General features: G+C 73.7%; 10 protein-coding genes. 5 read left to right on the plus strand and 5 right to left on the minus strand.

All coding sequences use genetic code 11. The annotated features are described in order from the left end of the window. Positions 1–301 precede the first annotated feature (301 nt). Together HCK04_RS27875 and HCK04_RS27880 are read left to right on the plus strand one after the other, a co-directional pair. On the plus strand, positions 302–847 hold the full coding sequence (locus HCK04_RS27875; RefSeq protein WP_168066322.1) for an HNH endonuclease signature motif containing protein: 546 nt from the start codon (positions 302–304) through the stop codon (positions 845–847). A 520-nt stretch (positions 848–1,367) separates the two neighbouring features. Next, entirely contained in the window at positions 1,368–1,586 is a 219-nt protein-coding gene (locus HCK04_RS27880; protein ID WP_168066320.1) for a hypothetical protein, read from the plus strand. 259 nt (positions 1,587–1,845) lie between these two features. On the opposite strand, the gene fusA is transcribed toward HCK04_RS27880, so the two are convergent. Beyond that, complete coding sequence (fusA, locus tag HCK04_RS27885; protein ID WP_142650370.1) at positions 1,846–3,915, minus strand: elongation factor G; 2,070 nt, start codon at positions 3,913–3,915, stop codon at positions 1,846–1,848. 665 nt (positions 3,916–4,580) lie between these two features. Here fusA and HCK04_RS27890 point away from each other — a divergent pair. Further along, entirely contained in the window at positions 4,581–5,582 is a 1,002-nt protein-coding gene (locus HCK04_RS27890) for a phosphotransferase (protein WP_142650371.1), read from the plus strand. Between the two features lie 308 nt (positions 5,583–5,890). After that, a complete protein-coding gene (locus tag HCK04_RS27895) occupies positions 5,891–6,817 on the plus strand; it encodes a sugar phosphate isomerase/epimerase (protein WP_260617429.1) in 927 nt (308 codons plus the stop codon). Positions 6,818–7,116: 299 nt separating this feature from the next. On the opposite strand, the gene HCK04_RS27900 is transcribed toward HCK04_RS27895, so the two are convergent. Continuing rightward, a complete protein-coding gene (locus HCK04_RS27900) occupies positions 7,117–8,565 on the minus strand; it encodes a cytochrome P450 (RefSeq protein ID WP_142650372.1) in 1,449 nt (482 codons plus the stop codon). A 132-nt stretch (positions 8,566–8,697) separates the two neighbouring features. On the opposite strand from HCK04_RS27900, the gene ligD reads away from it, so the two are divergent. Continuing rightward, entirely contained in the window at positions 8,698–9,906 is a 1,209-nt protein-coding gene (gene ligD / locus HCK04_RS27905) for a non-homologous end-joining DNA ligase (protein ID WP_142650373.1), read from the plus strand. Here the strand turns inward: ligD and HCK04_RS27910 are convergent. The 3 genes from HCK04_RS27910 to HCK04_RS27920 form a co-directional block, all read right to left on the minus strand. Continuing rightward, the gene (locus tag HCK04_RS27910) at positions 9,891–12,308 is read right to left on the minus strand and encodes a GMC family oxidoreductase (protein ID WP_142650374.1); all 2,418 of its coding nucleotides are present in this window, start codon (positions 12,306–12,308) and stop codon (positions 9,891–9,893) included. The two genes, ligD and HCK04_RS27910, sit on opposite strands and share 16 nt — an antisense overlap. Positions 12,309–12,344: 36 nt before the next feature. After that, complete coding sequence (locus tag HCK04_RS27915; RefSeq protein ID WP_142650375.1) at positions 12,345–13,466, minus strand: alpha/beta fold hydrolase; 1,122 nt, start codon at positions 13,464–13,466, stop codon at positions 12,345–12,347. Between the two features lie 81 nt (positions 13,467–13,547). Further along, a complete protein-coding gene (locus HCK04_RS27920; protein ID WP_142650376.1) occupies positions 13,548–16,499 on the minus strand; it encodes a LuxR family transcriptional regulator in 2,952 nt (983 codons plus the stop codon). Between the last annotated feature and the right edge of the window lie 57 nt (positions 16,500–16,556).

Here is a 16,556-nt window from a genome sequence, read left to right on the forward strand (position 1 = left end):
AACGCACTCGGAGGCAGCGTCTTCGAGTGTGGGGCGGCCGGATCCTCCTCCCGAAGATGTCTCCGCACGTCACACCCACGCCGGGCCTCGGCCTGCGGGGGACTGCCGGCATGGCCACAGCATGTGCCGGTGCGACGGCGAGGCGCGCTGCTGCTGCGCGACCGGGGCAGCGGAAACGTCGGGGACACCGGGAGCCGGGCGTGGGACGCCGGGGACGGCGCAAGCAGCATCGCAGAGTGCGTCACCGGGAGCAGCTCCCGGGGCGTCACCCGGAGCAGCGCCAGGTGCGTCGGCCGGCACGATGCCCGGGGCGTTCTTGGGTGCGTCGCTGGGAGCGTCGGCGGGCACGCTGCCCGGGGCGTCGCTGGGGTCGGCGCTGGGAGCGTCGGCAAGCACGCTGCCGGGGGCGTCTCTGGGAGGGGCGTTGGGGATGGTGCCGCCGGGGTTGTTGCTGGCGACCGGGCAGGTGCTGCCCGTCTCCAGCGTGCACCGCCTCGCCCGCACCAGCACGTTGGTGCGGATCGTCATGAACGCCGAGGGACAGGTCCTCGACATGGGCCGTAAGGTCCGCCTGGCGACTCCTGCCCAGCGCAGGGCGGTGTTCGCCCGGTATGCCACGTGCTGGGTCGACGGCTGCCCGCTCCCGGCGACCATGTGCCAGATCGACCACGCCGACAACTGGAGCACCGGCGGCCTCACCGACCTGAAACTCCTCGGACCGGCCTGCCAGTTCCACAACCGCGACCGCTACCAGCACCCCGAGCGCTACACCCGCCGCAACGTCGGCGAAGACCGCTGGGCCTTCACCTACCACCGCCTCGGACGAGCCCGACGGCTGCAGGAGTGAGGCCGGTGGTACGGGGTGGGCGCCGCGCGGACAGGCCCCGGAGGCTGGGCGAGTAAGACGGGGGCACAAGGAGGGCGACGCGGCACCGGGCGACGCGCGGACAGGCCCCGGCGGCTGCGGGAGTAAGGCGGGAGGCGCCGGGCGGGGTGGACGCGCAGACAGGCCCAGGCAACGCGTAGGACAGGCCCGGGCGACGCACAGGGCATGCCCGGGGGGACGCACAGGGCATGCCCGGGGGACGCGTGGGCCGGCCCGGCGGCTGCATCCGTTACCACCCGAGCCGAGGGCCGACGCGAGGCATGAGGCAAGGCATGAGGCGGCGGCTGCCGGTGCACTGTCCACTGGGCTTCACGATGATCACAGGCATTCACAGCGCGCCGCAGTGCTCGACGGCGCTCCACGTGCTAACAGTGCTTCGCAGCGCACCGCAGGGCTGCGCGATACGGCCAGACGGCCGGGGGGACCGCGGTCGGGGCCGCGCGATACGGGCGGGCGGCTGAGGGGCTGTGGTCAGGGCGTCGTGACCACGGACTCGATGCTGCGGTGCCGTGCGGCGCCGTGCGCGAAATCGGGCACACCCGAGGTCCCGCCCGAGCCGCAACCCAAGGCGCTGCCTCAGCCGCCGCCCGAGGCGTCGCTCGAGATCGCACCTGAGCCGCCGCCCGAGGCCCCGCCCGAGGCGATGGAGCCGCTGGCCGAGGTGCCGCCTTCGCGCAGGTTGTCCAGGAACCGCTGGTAGGCGTACGCGACCGCGTAGGCAGGTGCGTCGGCGTGGGGTCCAGCCTGGGGACACGGACGTACCCCAAGAGGGACGCGAGCTCGTCGAGGTGTGCGCGAGGGCGTGGGCAAGGGGATGGTCACCAGTGTCGTGCCGTCGGCGGCCTCACGGCCCCGTCCGCGCCGAGACGAGGACGGGGCCGGAGCGAGGCAGGGAGCACGGCCGGTGCGGGGCCGCTACGGGGTCGCTACGGGGCCGGTGAGGGCCAAGGGCAGGCTGCCTACCGGGTCAGGCCCGGCACGGGACCGGTCACCTGGGCGTGGCCCGCGGGGCGGCTGGTGAAGGAGCCCCTGCCCTGGGTCCGGCCGCGCAGCCCGGTCGCGTACCCGAACAGCTCGGCCAGCGGCACGGTCGCGGTGACCACGACGGTGCCCGCCCTCGCCGCCGAACCGGTGACCCGGCCGCGCCTGGCCGCGAGGTCGCCCAGCACCCCGCCGACGGCGTCCTCGGGCACGGTGACCGTGACCTCGGCCAGCGGTTCCAGCAGCGCCATCTCACCGGCACGCAACGCCTCCCGCAGCGCGAGCCGCCCGGCCGTGCGGAACGCCATCTCCGAGGAGTCCTTCGGGTGGGTCGCGCCGTCGGTCAGCGTGACCCGCAGGCCGGTCACCGGGTGGCCACCGAGCGGGCCCTCGGCGAGAGCGTCCCGGCAGCCGGCCTCGACCGCGCCGACGTACTCGCGCGGCACCCGGCCGCCGGTGACCGTCGACCGGAACTCGAAGCCCGCGTCATGGTCGAGCGGCTCCACGTCGAGCACGACGTGCGCGAACTGCCCGGCGCCGCCGTCCTGCTTGACGTGCCGATAGAGCAGCCCGGACACCCCGCGTACGACGGTCTCCCGGTAGGCGACCCTCGGCCGTCCGACGGCGACGTCGAGCCGGTGGTCGCGGCGGAGCCTCTCCACCGCGACCTCCAGGTGCAGCTCGCCCATGCCCGACAGCACCGTCTGGCCGGTCTCGGGATCGGTGCGGACCGACAGCGAGGGGTCCTCGTCGGCCATCCGGGCCAGCGCGGTCGCGAGCCGGTCGGCGTCGCCGCTCCCGCGCGGCTCGACGGCCACGGAGACCACCGGCGAGGCCGTGACCGGCGGTTCGAGGACCAGCGGTGCCCCGGGAGCACAGAGGGTCGCCCCGGCGCGGGCGGCTTTGATCCCGGCCACCGCGACGATGTCACCGGCCGTGGCGTGGTCCGTCTCGGTGTGCCGGTCGGCCTGCACCCGGAGGATGCGTCCGATCCGCTCGGTGCGGCGGGCGCCGGCGTCCAGCACGACGTCTCCTCTCCTGATCGTCCCCGAATACACGCGCAGGTACGTCAGCCGACCGGTGGGGGCGGCGTGCACCTTGAAGACCAGCCCGGCGAAGGGCGCCGCCGGGTCGGCGGGCCGCTCCTGCCCGGGATCGTCCCCCGCGGCGCGTACGGGCGGCACGTCGGACGGCGCGGGCAGGTAGGCCACGATGGCGTCCAGCAGCGGTTCGACGCCACGGTTGCGGTACGCCGAGCCGCACAGCACCACCACGGCCTCACCACGCAGGGTCAGGTCGCGCAGGGCGGCGGCCAGGGTCGGCGCGGAGATCTCCGGGAGGGCGCAGAACTCCTCCAGCGCCGCCGGATGAAGCTCGGCGACGTTCTCCTCCAGCAGGCGCCGGCGCCGGCGGGCCTCGTCGGCGAGGGCGTCCGGCACCGGGCCTTCGGTGACCGTGTCACGGCCGGTCTCCCACACCAGCGCTCGCACCCGCAGGAGGTCCACCACGCCGGTGAACCCGTCCTCGCGCCCGATGGGCAGCTGGACGACCAGCGGGATGACGCGCAGCCGTTCGCGGATCGACTCGACCGCCGTGTCGAGGTCGGCCCCGGCGCGGTCCATCTTGTTGACGAACGCGATGCGCGGCACGCCGTACCGGTCGGCCTGCCGCCACACCGACTCGCTCTGTGGCTCCACGCCGGCGACTGCGTCGAACACCGCGACCGCGCCGTCGAGCACCCGCAGCGACCGCTCCACCTCGTCGGAGAAGTCCACGTGACCCGGGGTGTCGATCAGGTTGATGCGGTGGCCGTCCCACAGACAGCTCACGGCGGCGGCGAAGATGGTGATCCCACGGTCGCGCTCCAAGGGGTCGAAATCGGTGACGGTGGTGCCCTCGTGCACCTCACCGCGCCGGTGGACGGTGCCGGTGAGGTAGAGGATCCGTTCGGTGACGGTGGTCTTACCCGCGTCGACGTGGGCGAGGATGCCCAGGTTGCGGATGCCGGTCAGCGGTACGAGGTGATTGCGGTTCAGGTCGGCGCGCATGGCCATGCCCTTCGGAAAGGTGCGTACGGTGGCGGGCGCGATTGGCCTGACGAGACGAACCGGCCGGATTCCGGCCGGGCGCGACCCCTGCGGGAGACCCTGCGAGGACCGCCGGGGAGCCAGGCGGACGGCAGGCGGACGGCAGGCGGAGCGGGCACGTGGCACCACCCCGCGAGCCCGCATGCGGCCCCGGCGTTATCGGCACAGTGCGCCCGGCGTTATAGGCACAGTGCGCCCGGCGTTATAGGCACAGTGCGCCCGGCGTTATAGGCACAGTGCGGCCGCAGGCTCCGACCTCAGCAGAGGTCTCAGCGGAGATACGGAAGTCTCAGCAGGGGTGCGAAAGCTCGTCAGGAACGTCCGGTGCGGGCCGCGCGGCGGGCACCGGGGAGCGACGTAGACACCAGGATCACCTCGTGCCGTGACCGGAGGACGACGACCGCGACGCGCTGGCGCATGGTCAACTCCTCTCACTCGGTCAGGGCGCACGCCGCGGCGCGGCGCGCGTGATCACTGGCGAGTGTACGGAAACCGCCCCGGCGCGCAAAGAGTTTTTCGCTCGGGTGTGCGGGGCGGCACGCGGCGCGGGGAGTGCGAGCGACGGGGGAGACATCATCCGGGGGAAGATTTGACGGACACTTCCCGAGGGCCCTTTAGGAGAATGCATGCAGGTCCACGACCTGTCCGCAGGCGGTGACGTCCTCACGCGCGTCGAGGGGGTCGCCCGCCGCGCCCTTCGCCACTACGACGTTTCCCCCGACGCCTCGGTGACGCTGCTCAACGTCTCGGAGAACGCGACCTTCACGGTCGCCGACGGCGGGCGTACGACGATCCTGCGGGTCCACCGGCTCGGCTACCACTCGCCGGAGGCCATCGCGAGCGAGCTCGCCTGGCTCGACGCGCTGCGCGACGAGGCCGGGATCGTCACGCCGCGCGTGCTGCCCGCCCGCGACGGCTCGCGGGTCGTCACCGTCCGGGAACCGGGTGAGCAGCCGCGTCACTGTGTGATGTTCGAGTTCCTTCCCGGCGCGGAGCCGGCCGAGGACCGGCTGGTGGAGGAGTTCGAACGGCTGGGCGCGCTGACCGCCCGCATGCACCGCCACGCCCGCGCCTGGGCGAGGCCGGCGTTCTTCACCCGCTTCCACTGGGACCTCGACGCCGCCTTCGGCCCCGAGGCGCGGTGGGGCAGGTGGCAGGACGGCGTCGGCGTCGACCGGGAGGCGCACACGGTGCTCGCCCGGCTGGAGGCCGAGCTGCGCCGCAGGCTGGAGCGGTTCGGCAAGGGCCCCGACCGGTATGGGCTCATCCACGCCGATCTGCGCCTGGCCAACCTCCTCGTGGACGGCCGGGCGGGCACCAGCGTCATCGACTTCGACGACTGCGGCCTGGGCTGGTATCTCTACGACTTCGGCGCCGCCGTCAGCTTCATCGAGCACCGGCCGGAGGTGCCGCACATGGCGGAGTCGTGGGTGCGCGGCTACCGGTCCGTGCTCGACCTGCCGAAGGAAGACGAGGCCGAGATCTGGACGTTCATCATGTTCCGCCGCCTCCTCCTCGTCGCGTGGATAGGCTCCCATTCGGCCGCCGACATCGCCGGGGAGCTCGGCGCGGGCTACACCGAGGGAAGCTGCGATCTGGCCGAGCGCTACCTCGGCGGATCACTCTGAGAAGTCGCTGTGACCACGCCTGATCGCAGGATGCGCCGAGCGGGTTGTGGTTCAATCGGGCGGACCATGCTCTGTCATGGTTCGTCCCCGAGAAGCGGAGAGGGTGAGCAGGTGTCCCGCGACCCCGATGGCGAGAACGCGGCCGAGGCGGTGCGGCGGGAGGCCCTTCGGCCAATCACGAGCCGACCCACCGCGAGCCGGCCCACCGCGAGCCGGCCCAGCACGAGCGGCGAGCCGCTCGCCGCGCAGCCCCGGCTCGTGCCGGAGGTGACGGGGTGAGGGCGCACACCTCCCCCTGGGAAGTGCGAGTGGCGAGCGCGCCCGTCAACTTCGGCGTCTACCGCCAGGACGGCGCGCCGCTGGGGCCGCAGGAGATGCTCGCGACGATGCACGAGGCCGGGTATGACGGCACCGACTCCGGCCCGATCGGCTACCTGGGCACCACGCGGACCCTTCCCGAACGGCTCGCGGCGCAGGGTCTCGGGCTCGCCGGCGGCTGGGTCGACCTGCGGTACGGCGACCCGGACGGCTTCCGCGAGGACCTGGCCGCGCTCGACGCCGCGCTCGACGTGTTCACCGCCGTCGGCGACGCCGAAGGGGCGGCCGATCCGCGGTTCGCGCCGCGGCCGACGCTCGCCTGCCCCGACCGGCCCGAACGGTTCGCCCGTCCCGGCATGCCGGCCGACCGCAGGCTGTCCCTGCCCGACGGCGACTGGCCCGCGTACGCCCGGAGCATCGACGAGGCGGCGGCCCGCTGCCGCGACCGCGGCCTGGAACCCGTCTTCCACCACCACCTGGGCACCGACGTGGAGACGCCGGAGGAGATCGAACGGCTGCTCGGCTCGACGGACGTCTCGCTGTGCCTGGACACCGGGCATCTGTGGCTGGCCGGGGGCAACCCCGTGGCGGCGATCCGCGACTGGTCCTCGCGCATCCGGCAGGTGCATGTCAAGGACGCCTCCCGGGACGTCCTCGCCCGGGTACGCGCCGGCGGCGGAGACCTGTGGGACCTGGTCGCGGCGGGTGGTTTCCCGCCGCTCGGGCAGGGCGACCTGGACCTGCCCGCCGTACTGGCCGAGCTGCGGCGGTCGGGCTACGAGGGCTGGATCGTGATCGAGCAGGACGTCCCGGCCTTCCACGACTCGGACACCGAGGCCCTCGCGCGTGCGGTCGCCGACCAGCGGGCCAACCGCGCCGCGTTCGGCGAGGCCCTCCGCGCCGCCGGCCTCGCCTGACCGGGCCCGCGCCGGGCGCCCGCCGGGGAAGCAGGGCCCGGCGATGACCCGGCGAATGACCCGGCGATGATGGCGGGATGACGACCGCCGCGCGTCACGCCGGCTTCGCCGCACGAGAGGCGCACGAGAGGCGCACGAGAGGCGCACGAGAGGCCATGGGGCACTGGCCGGCGGTCGAGGGGGAGATGCGCGCCCTGGCCACGCAGACGAACGAGGCCGGCCGAGGTCTCCCTTCCGGACCCGGCCGGCCGGACCCGGTCGGCCGGACCACGGCCCGCGAACCGGTGCGTCCGCGCGGCTCATTGCGAGCCGAGCAGCCTGCCCAGGAAAGCCCGGAGGCGGGACCTCGGGCGCGCGTCGCCCTCGTCGGTCAGACCGCCCGTGCCGCCGCCCGTGCCGCCGCCCGTGCCGCCGCCTGTGCCGCTGTCCTGAGCGCTGTCCTTCGCGGCGGGCGGCGCCGGCTCACCGGCGGATTCAAGCGTGAGGGCGAAGCTCCGGCTGATCTCGTAGTGCACGGGCAGGGCGCTCATCGTGCGGACGAAGGGGGAGACACGCCAGGGAAGCCGCTCGGCCGGTTGCGTGAACCGCAGCGCCGAGAACCGGTCGAGTAGCTGGCGCACCGCGATCGTGCACATCTGGGTGGCCAGCCGCTGGCTCGGGCACCTGTGCGGGCCCGCGCCCCACGCCAGGTGGGCGCGGGTGCTGCGGACCGAGTCGCGGGCGAGCGCGCCGCCGAAGCGGGGGTCGGTGTGCGCGCCCGCGATGGACAGCATCACCGGGTCGCCGGGCGCGATCGTGAAACGGCCCAGCTTCACCTCCGATCTGGCGTAACGGAAGGTCAGGTTGGCCAGCGCCGGGTTGGTAAGGGCGACGCGGTTGACCACCTCCTCTATCGCGCCGATCGACACGCTCTCCCTGAGCCGGGGATTGGTGATCGCCTCGAAGATGACGTTGCAGATCAGGCTGCCGGTGAAGTCGAGGAAACCCGACAGCATCATCAGCTCGCGGGCGAGCTCCTCGTCGGTGAGGTCGGGCTTCGCCTCGATCATGTACGACGGCAGGTCGTCGCCGCGCCGCTGCCGTTTGGCCTGCGCCAGTTCGAGGAGGGCGGCATATAACCGCTGGTAGGCCCCGGCGGAGTCGGGGCCGTTCAGCAGGCGCCACTGGTCCTCTATCATCTCCTCGCCGCGCTCGATCGTGACGCCGAGCAGGTGGTTGGCGACGAGCAACGGGAACGGCCGCCCATACTGGGCGGCGAGATCGGCCTGCCCCGCGGGCCCGCCCTCCGCCAGCACGCCCGCGAGGTCGTCGCAGTGTCTCACCATGGCGCGTTCGAGCCGCTGCGCCTGCTCGCTCCCGGGATCCTGGAACGGCCGGAGTCCCGCGATCCAGGGGCCGCGCAGGGCCCGGTGCCTTTCCCCGTCGTGGAAACCCGAGTTGTCGGCCTGGAGGAGGGCGAGCAGCGGCCAGTCGGCGGGAACGCGCCCCTCCGCGTACGCCCGCCAGTGGTCCACGCGCTTGCTCCACATGTCGCGCGGGTTCTGCATGATGTGCAGCACCTCGTCGTAGCCGATCGCGAACCAGACCGGCACACCGAGGACGTCGATCGGGGCCACCGGGCCATACCTGGCGCGCAGGCGCTCGTGAACGAGCGCGGGATCGGCTTCGTAGTCCTCCGTGAGCAGGGACTCCAGCGGCAGCGAGATGAGCCCTTCCACGGCCGACGGGGACCATCTATCGGAGATCACGGGGTGCCCGCCTTTCCAGCCACATATGCGGTTATGGGCGGCGATCTTAGAGCCTCCGGGCCGCGGATGTCAGCGAACCGGCACGAGACGTGGCTTCCGGGCGGCGGCGGAGCGGCGACGTAGTGTGGCGGCATGACGCTGGAGCTCGACGGCAGGATCGTGAAGATCACGAATCCGGACCGCGTGGTCTTCCCGCGGACCGGGCACACGAAGCTCGACCTGATCTCCTACTACCGCGTGGTCGCCGAGGGGGCGGTGCGCGGCGTGGCCGACCGGCCGGTGATACTCAAGCGCTTCGTGCACGGCGTCGACCAGGAGGCGTTCTTCCAGAAACGGGCGCCCGCCAAGCGCCCCGAGTGGGTGGAGGTCGTCGAGCTGCGCTACCCCTCGGGCCGTACGGCGGACGAGGTGGTGATCCGCGACCTCGCGCACCTGCTGTGGACGGTGAACCTGGGCTGCGTCGACCTCAACCCCCACCCCGTGCGGGCCCACGACCTCGACCATCCCGACGAGCTGCGGATCGATCTCGATCCCGTGCCCGGCGTCGGCTGGGCGGAGATCGTCCGGGTCGCCCTGGTCGCCAGGGACGTGCTGGAGGAGCACGGCCTGACCGCCTGGCCCAAGACGTCGGGTTCGCGCGGGTTCCATGTCTACGCCCGCATCGAGCCGCGCTGGACCTTCCGCGAGGTGCGGCGCGCCGCCGAGGCCGTGGCCAGGGAGGTCGAGCGCCGGGAGCCGGACGTCGCCACCAGCCGGTGGTGGAAGGAGGAGCGGCAGGGCGTCTTCGTGGACTACAACCAGAACGCCCGCGACCACACCGTCGCCTCCGCCTACTCCGTACGGCCGACCGGCCTGGTCTCGGCCCCGCTGACCTGGGACGAGGTGCCCGGGTGCCGGCCGGAGGACTTCACGCTCGCGTCGATGCCCGACCGGTTCGCCGAGACGGGCGACCCGTGGGCCGGGATGGACGAGCGGGCGGGGTCGCTCGACGCCCTGCTGGAGCTGGCCGAGGCCCAGGGGCCGCGGCCGGACAAGCCCGCCGCCTCGCCCAGGCAGGGACGGCGTCAGTCCGTCATGCCGCTCGTCGAGATCGCCAGGGCCGCCACGCGCGACGAGGCGATGGCCGGGCTCGAACGGTGGAAGGCCCGCCACCCCGAGGCGGCCCGCCTGCTCCAGCCGGCCGACGTCCTGGTCGACTCGATGCGCGGGCGCAGCTCCACGTGGACGAGGATCAGGGTCAACCTCCGGCACGTCCCCGAGCCCGACCGCCCCGGTCAGGAGCCCCTCGAGGTCGACTACGACCCCTATGAGTCCTACCGGAGGGATCAGCCGGGGCCGTAGACATCCCACAGCTCGCCGAGGAAGAACCGGCAGAAGCGCGTCACGGCCGCCGCGCCGTCCGGCCCCGCAGTACGGAAGGTCGTGAGCATCCGCACGAGGTCGGACGGCAGGATGCGCAGCGTCCCCGTGGCGACCACCGTGGCGTCCTCGTCCCCGTCCTCCTCGACGTGCCCCTCCAGCAGGCGGGCGTGCAGGGTGGAGGTGTCCAGCCACAGACGGGTCGGCGCGCCCGGCTGGATCTCCTTGCGCCCGGCCAGGGTGCGGGGCCGGTCGTCGGCGTCCCAGAAGTGCAGGCGATAGCACATGCGCCGCTGCTCGGACGTCTCCCCGGGGACGAACAGGTTGAACGAGCCCCGGGCGATAGGCCGCCTGCCCCCGCACATGTCGGCCTCGATCCAGCCCTCCGCCCTGGCCTCGTGCTCGGGTTCGGTGAGGAAACGGTCGATGTCGTCGATGGTGATCGTGAGGCGGAAGGAGAACGGGGACCCGGCCCCGCCCACGCGGGCCGCACGCCGGGCCGGGCCGGGCGTCAGGCGTCCCCGCATCTCCTCCACGAACCACAGCGAAGTCCGGCCCTCGAACACGCTCGGCTCGTCGGCGGGCCCGCCCGCGAAGGTACGGCCGCCGCCGGACACGGCGGCCGGAACCCCGGCCTGCGCCTCCGCCGCCACCTCGATCGGCGGCACGGCTGACACCCGCACGGCCTGGGCCCCCGCCACGGGCGTGGCGCGGGACGTGCGGCCCTCCAGGATCCGGGTGCTCATGCGGTCGGCGAGCGCGGCGATCGTCAGCGACGGGTTGGCGCCGACCGGCCCCGGCAGGGCCGCGCCGTCCGCCACGTACAGGCCCGGGAAGCCGAAGACCTCGCCGTACGCGTCGCAGACCCCCTCGCCCGGATGGCGGCCCATCGGCGCGCCGCCCAGCGGATGCACGGTCATGACCCGCTTGCGCCACCACGGCGGGCTGTCTGCGTACTCCGCGCCGAGCACGTCGCCGATCCTGCGCATGATCGAGCGCAGCCGCTCGTAGTAGTCCTCGCTGGTCTCGCCCTCCCAGTCGACGTCGAGCCGGCCGTCGCGCAGGCGCAGCCTCCCGTCGGGGACGTCGCGGCCCATGCCGAGCAGCGGCAGCGAGGTGCCCGACAGCTCGCCCCGGCCGATGAGGTCGGCGAACTCCGCCGACAGGTTGGTGTCGTGGGTGAGGATGTTGCGCAGCCGCCGCAGCAGGAACCGGGCGATCCGGCCCGGCCTCATGTCCGCGCCCTCGACCAGGTAGTCGACGAACTCGGGATAGCCGCCGTCCTCGATGTAGGCGCCGCGCCCGTCCGCGCCGTCGTCGAGCCGGATCGCGCTGGTGATGACCGGCCCGCGGCTCGCCCGGATGGGCCGGGTCCTGCTCCGGTCGGTGGCCCGCAGCAGGAACGCCAGCATGTCCCCGTTGCCGCAGAAGCGGGTGCCGAGCGTCCCGCTGAGGCCGGGGAAGGCCGCCCGGTTCTTCAGCAGCAGGTAGGACGTGCCGTACGTGCCGGCGGCCAGGACGAGCCGGTCGCAGCTGATCGTGTGCGGCCCGGTCCACCGGGGCGGCCCGTCGGCGTCGTCCACCGCCTCGTCGCCGCGCGGCATGTGCTCGATGTACTGCACGTCGTAGCCGCCGCCCACGCGCGGCCTGATGCGCCGCACCTCGTGCAGCGTGCGCAGGTCGGCGCCGTGGCGCCGGGCGGCCGACAGGTAGGTGTGGTCGAGGCTGTTCTTCGCGCCCTCGTTGCAGCCGAGGTCGCACTCGCCGCACAACCGGCACGTACGGCGTGGCACGCCGTGCAGGTTGCCGTACGCGGGATCGGTGAGCGGCACACCCTGGCAGGGCTGCGCCCCGGGCGACGGCGCGAAGCTGACGGCCAGCGGCGGAAGCCGCCAGTCGAGCCCCAGCTCGGCGGCCGCGTCCCGCATGGCGAGCGTCTTCAGCGTGTCGTCGAAGCCGGCGTGGCTCAGCGGGTAGGGCGAGACGCCGATCATGCGCTCGACCGCGTCGTAGTGCGGTTCGAGATCGGCCCTGGTCACCGGCCACGACTCGTAACCACCGCCGGGCAGCGCCTGCTCGTGGACGAACCAGTCCTCGTCCTTGCGCAGCATCACGTTGGCGTAGATGAGCGAGCCGCCGCCGAGGCCGCTGGCGACCACCGAGTCGCAGTCGGAGAAGCTCCAGATGTCGAACATCCCGTACAGGTTCTCGGCGGGGTCCCAGAAGGCGCGGCCGAGCTGGGCCGGGCCGCGCGGGAAGTCCCCCGGCGCGTACGCCCTGCCGCGCTCCAGCACCACCACCGACAGCCCCGCCTCGGCGAGACGGTAGGCGGCGACCGAGCCGCCGAAACCCGAACCGACCACGACCGCGTCGACGTGTTCCATGAATGATCTCTCAGTAATGGTCTCTCAGCGCCGTGGTCAGCGACCGCTGTGCCGCTTCAGGAAGTCGAGGATGTGCGGGAAGACGTCCCGGTGCGCGTTCCGGCCGATCAGGGGATCGATGTGCCCGTAGCCGGGCAGGACCCGCAGCTCGTGCCGTCCCGGCGCCGCCTTCGACAGGACGCGGTGGCAGACGATGTTGGAGTCGGTGAAGACGTCGTTGTGGTCGCCCGTCAGGAACAGGATGGGCGTGTCGACGTCGGCCGCGTTGACGAGGTAGTCGTCCGGCAGCGCGGCGAACCTCGGGTCGCCGGTGTCGTACTTCACCGCGCGCCCGGCGGCCACCATCTTCCGCACGTGCCGGTAGTAGTGCAGGTCGCAGGCGCCGTTGAGGTCGGCGAGCCGCTCGTGCACGTGCGTGCTCGGCGACAGGTTGCCGTGGCGGTACATCGCGGGCCTGCCGCTGCCCCACATGAAGCTCTGCATGTGGCAGGCGGGCTCCCGGCACTCGGGGTGGAAGTAGGAGACGGCGCGCGCCAGCAGCCACCGCCGCGACAGCGGGGGCGCGTCCTTGAACCGGGGGTCCAGGTAGGGCAGGCCCGTGCCGTACTCCAGCAGCGTGGGGCCGAGGGTCAGCTTGAGCCGGGCCCAGGGGTGCACCCGGGGGGTCAGCGCGACGCTGTTGGCGACCACGCCGGCGATCCCGCTGACGGCCCCGGAGAACAGGCTCATGTGGAAGCTCACCGACCCCAGGCAGTGGGCCACCACGTGGATCCGCCGCGCCCCCACATGGCGGCGGATCTCGCGCAGTGCTGCCGGGTGGTCATACTGGGCGATGTCGTCCAGCGTGTGCCTGCGGGTCTCGATGTTGTACGGAAACCTGTTGCTCATCCGGAAGTCCAGCGCCCACACGTCGCCGAACCCGTTGTCGTGCAGGAACCGGACCAGGTTCGTGTGCTCCGGCATGATGAACATGTCGCTCGACGAGGTCAGTCCGTGCACGAGCAGCACGACGTCGTCCTGCGCCCCCTGCGCCGGCGTGTCGTGACTACGGAACCGGGTGAGCTGTAACCCCAGCTCGTCCTCCGTGGCGAACGGATGGACCGTGACCTCGGCGTTGCGCACGCCGTCGAGCGTGAACCGGGGTATGCGGTGTTCCATTCGATCGCCTTTCTGCCCGGGGCTACGATCCCAGGACCGGCTATAGCGGCGACATCGTGGAAAACCCGTACTTGTCCGCACTCAGCGCGTAAGGGCGGTGGCCACGCCGACCCGGGAGGTCACCTCCAGCTTGGCGAAGATCCGCGACAGGTGCGTTTCCACCGTACGCACGCTGAGGAAGAGCCGCTCGGCGACCTGCTGGTTGGTCAGCCCCTCGGCGACCAGCAGCGCCACCTCCAGCTCCCGGGGCGACAGCCCGAACCTGGCCGCCTCCCCGCTCGCGGCCGTGGTCGCGCCGCCGCCCACCCGTACGCCGAGGCGGCGCAGCTCGCGCTCGGTGCGTGCCTTGAGCGCGCGGGCGCCGCAGGAGTCGAAGATCTCGGCCGCGGCGCGGAGGTTCTCCCTGGCGCGGCTACGGCCGCCGGGCGCTCCGAGATGCGCGAGCCCGGCGGTGAGCAGGGCCCGGCCCGCGTCGAGCCGCCGCTCGCCCGCGGCCAGCGCGCGGGCCGCCTCCTCCGCCGCCGCGGCCGCGGCGGACGGGTCTTCGCGGGACAGCGCGTGCGCGCGGGCGAGCGAGGCGAAGCCGCAGTAGGCCGGCAGCCGCGGTTCCTCCAGGCGTACGGCGAGCGCCGCCCACTGCCCCGCCCGAGCCGCCGCCTCGGCGGCCGCCTCGGTCCCGGTCCCAACGCCGAGCACGGCGCCGGCCACGGCACTCGTCTCCCGGGAGGCGTCCGCGTAGGCGAGCGCCTCGCACGCCTGGAGCAGCGTGCCCGGGTCCACCCGCGGCGAGTCGAACCGGTTGCACGCGTCCAGCACCGCCTCGACGCCCTCGGCGAACCGGCCCGCGTTGACCAGGGCCTGTCCTCGGGCGTAGCGGGCCGTGGCCTCCCAGGTCTCGCCCGCCCCGACGCCGCAGCGTACGGCCTCCTCGCCGGCGCGGATGGCCGCCTCGTCGTCGCCGCTCCACGACTCGGCCAGGCAGAGCTGGGTGAGCGCGAACACGAGCTGCTGGCCGGAGTCGAGCAGCCGGGCGCACTCGACCGACTCCTCGGCGGTGGCCCTGGCCTCCGCCAGGCGGCCCGTCGCCACCAGTGTTTTGGCCCGGCCCGCCAGCAGGTTGGTCAGGATGTAGGTCTGCCCGGTCGACCGCGCGACGGCCGCCGCCCGGTCGAAGTGGCGCAGCGCATCGCCATAGCGGCCCAGGTAGGACTCGGCCCAGCAGAGCCAGGCGATGGCGTCCAGCCACTCGGACAGGTGCTCGTCCGGCGCGTCCGCGAGCAGCTTGCCGGCGATGTCGGCGTAGCGCAGCGCGTCGTCGATGCGGCGCGCGGCGAGGGCGGGCATCGGGCGCAGCGCCGCCACCGCGACCGCGAGCCCGGGCTCCCAGTCGTCGGCGTTGTCGGGCATCAGGTCGAGCACGGCCTGGGCGGCCCGGAAGTCCACCCGCATCATGCTCTCGGCGACCAGGCGCATGCGCATCGGCACCGCGGCGGCCGCCCGGGGGTTGGGCATCCGGCTCAGCTCGTCGAGCAGCAGCGCCCTGGCCTCCTGCGGGCGGTCGAGCTGGCGCTCCATCAGCGCGCAGACCCGGGCCGCGCGGCCCCTGCGGGGGTAGTCGTCGTCGGGCAGCATGCGCAGCAGCTCGCGTGCGGTGTCGCGGCCCTCGGCCAGCCTGCCGCTGATCCCCTGGGCCCAGCTCAGCTCCAGCATCAGCGCGAGCCGTTCCTCCCGGGCCGCGGCGTCGTCCGGCATGAGCCGCAGCGCCGCCTGCAGCCAGTGCGCCGAGGTGGCGGGCGCGTGCGCGGTCACCGCGCGGGCCGCCTCCACCAGCACCTCCACCGCTCGCCGGTCGCCGAACGACCCAGAATGCTCCACGTGGTGGGCCTGTACGGTCGCCGGGGCGCCCAGCTCGGCCAGGTGGGCCGCGATCCTGGCGTGCGCGCCCAGGCGCCAGCCCGCCGCCGCCGACTCGTAGACGGCCCGCCGTACGAGCGGGTGGCGGAAGCGGAACCGGCCGCCCGCGCTGCGGACGATGTCGCGCTCGACCAGTTCGTCGAGCGCGGCCAGCGTGACGGCCGGCGGCACCTCGGCGGCCACGGCGGCGACGGCCGGCTCGAACTCGTCGGCGGCGACCGCGGCGGCCTGGGCCACCAGCAGGGCGCCGGGGGACAGGTCGGCCAGCTCGACCTGGAGCGCGGCGAGCACGGTCGGCGGCAGCTCGGTCACGTCGGTGCCGTCCATCCGGGCCAGCGCCTCGAGATAGAACGGGTTGCCCCCGCTGGCCTCGTACAGGGCCATGCTGCGCCCCCGGCTGACCTGGGGGCCGAGGAACTGCCGGACCTCGGCGGCGCTGAGGGGACCGACCACGACCTCGTGCCCGCGCGGTCCCGCCGCCGCGGCCAGCCTGGCCACGCGGGGGGCGGCCTGGGCCGGGCGGAAGGCCACGGCCATCAGCACCGGACCGGCGGGCGGGTGCCGCACCACGTGGTCGAGGAACTCGATGGTGCCGTCGTCGGCCCAGTGGACGTCGTCGAGCACCAGCAGCAGGCCGGACGGCCCGGCCAGCGCGCCCACCAGGTGCCGTACGGCCCGGTAGAGCCGATAGCGGGCCAGGCCGCTGCGGTCGTCGGCCAGCGCGGGCTCGTCGGCGGCCGGAGCCCCTTCGGCCGCGAGCCCGGGGAAGACGCCGGACAGCAGGGCGGCCTGCCCGGCCCCCACGGCCCTGACGACCTCCTCCCGGCGTGCGTCGAGATGGTCGTCGAGCGCGTCGACCAGGGCGCTGTAGGGAAGCATCTGCTCATACTCGGCGGCGCGTCCCCACAAGGAGGTGAAGCCGTCCGCGCCGGCCATCGCCGCGAGCTCGCCGAGCAGCCGCGTCTTGCCCGCGCCCGGCTCACCGGCCAGCGCGAGGAACTGGAACCCGTCGCGACGGCTCGCGGCCATCGCGCCGCGCAGCGCGGCCAGCGCGTCCCGCCGTCCGACGAGGGGCGTGGACGTGCCCGTGACGACCGGACCGGTCGTGCGTCCGTCCATTCGCACCCCACACGCGAACGCGCGGGCCGCCCCCCGCCAGGCCGCGCCGACATTATC

It is taken from the genome of Microbispora sp. CL1-1 (assembly GCF_012034195.1).
Classification (GTDB): domain Bacteria; phylum Actinomycetota; class Actinomycetes; order Streptosporangiales; family Streptosporangiaceae; genus Microbispora.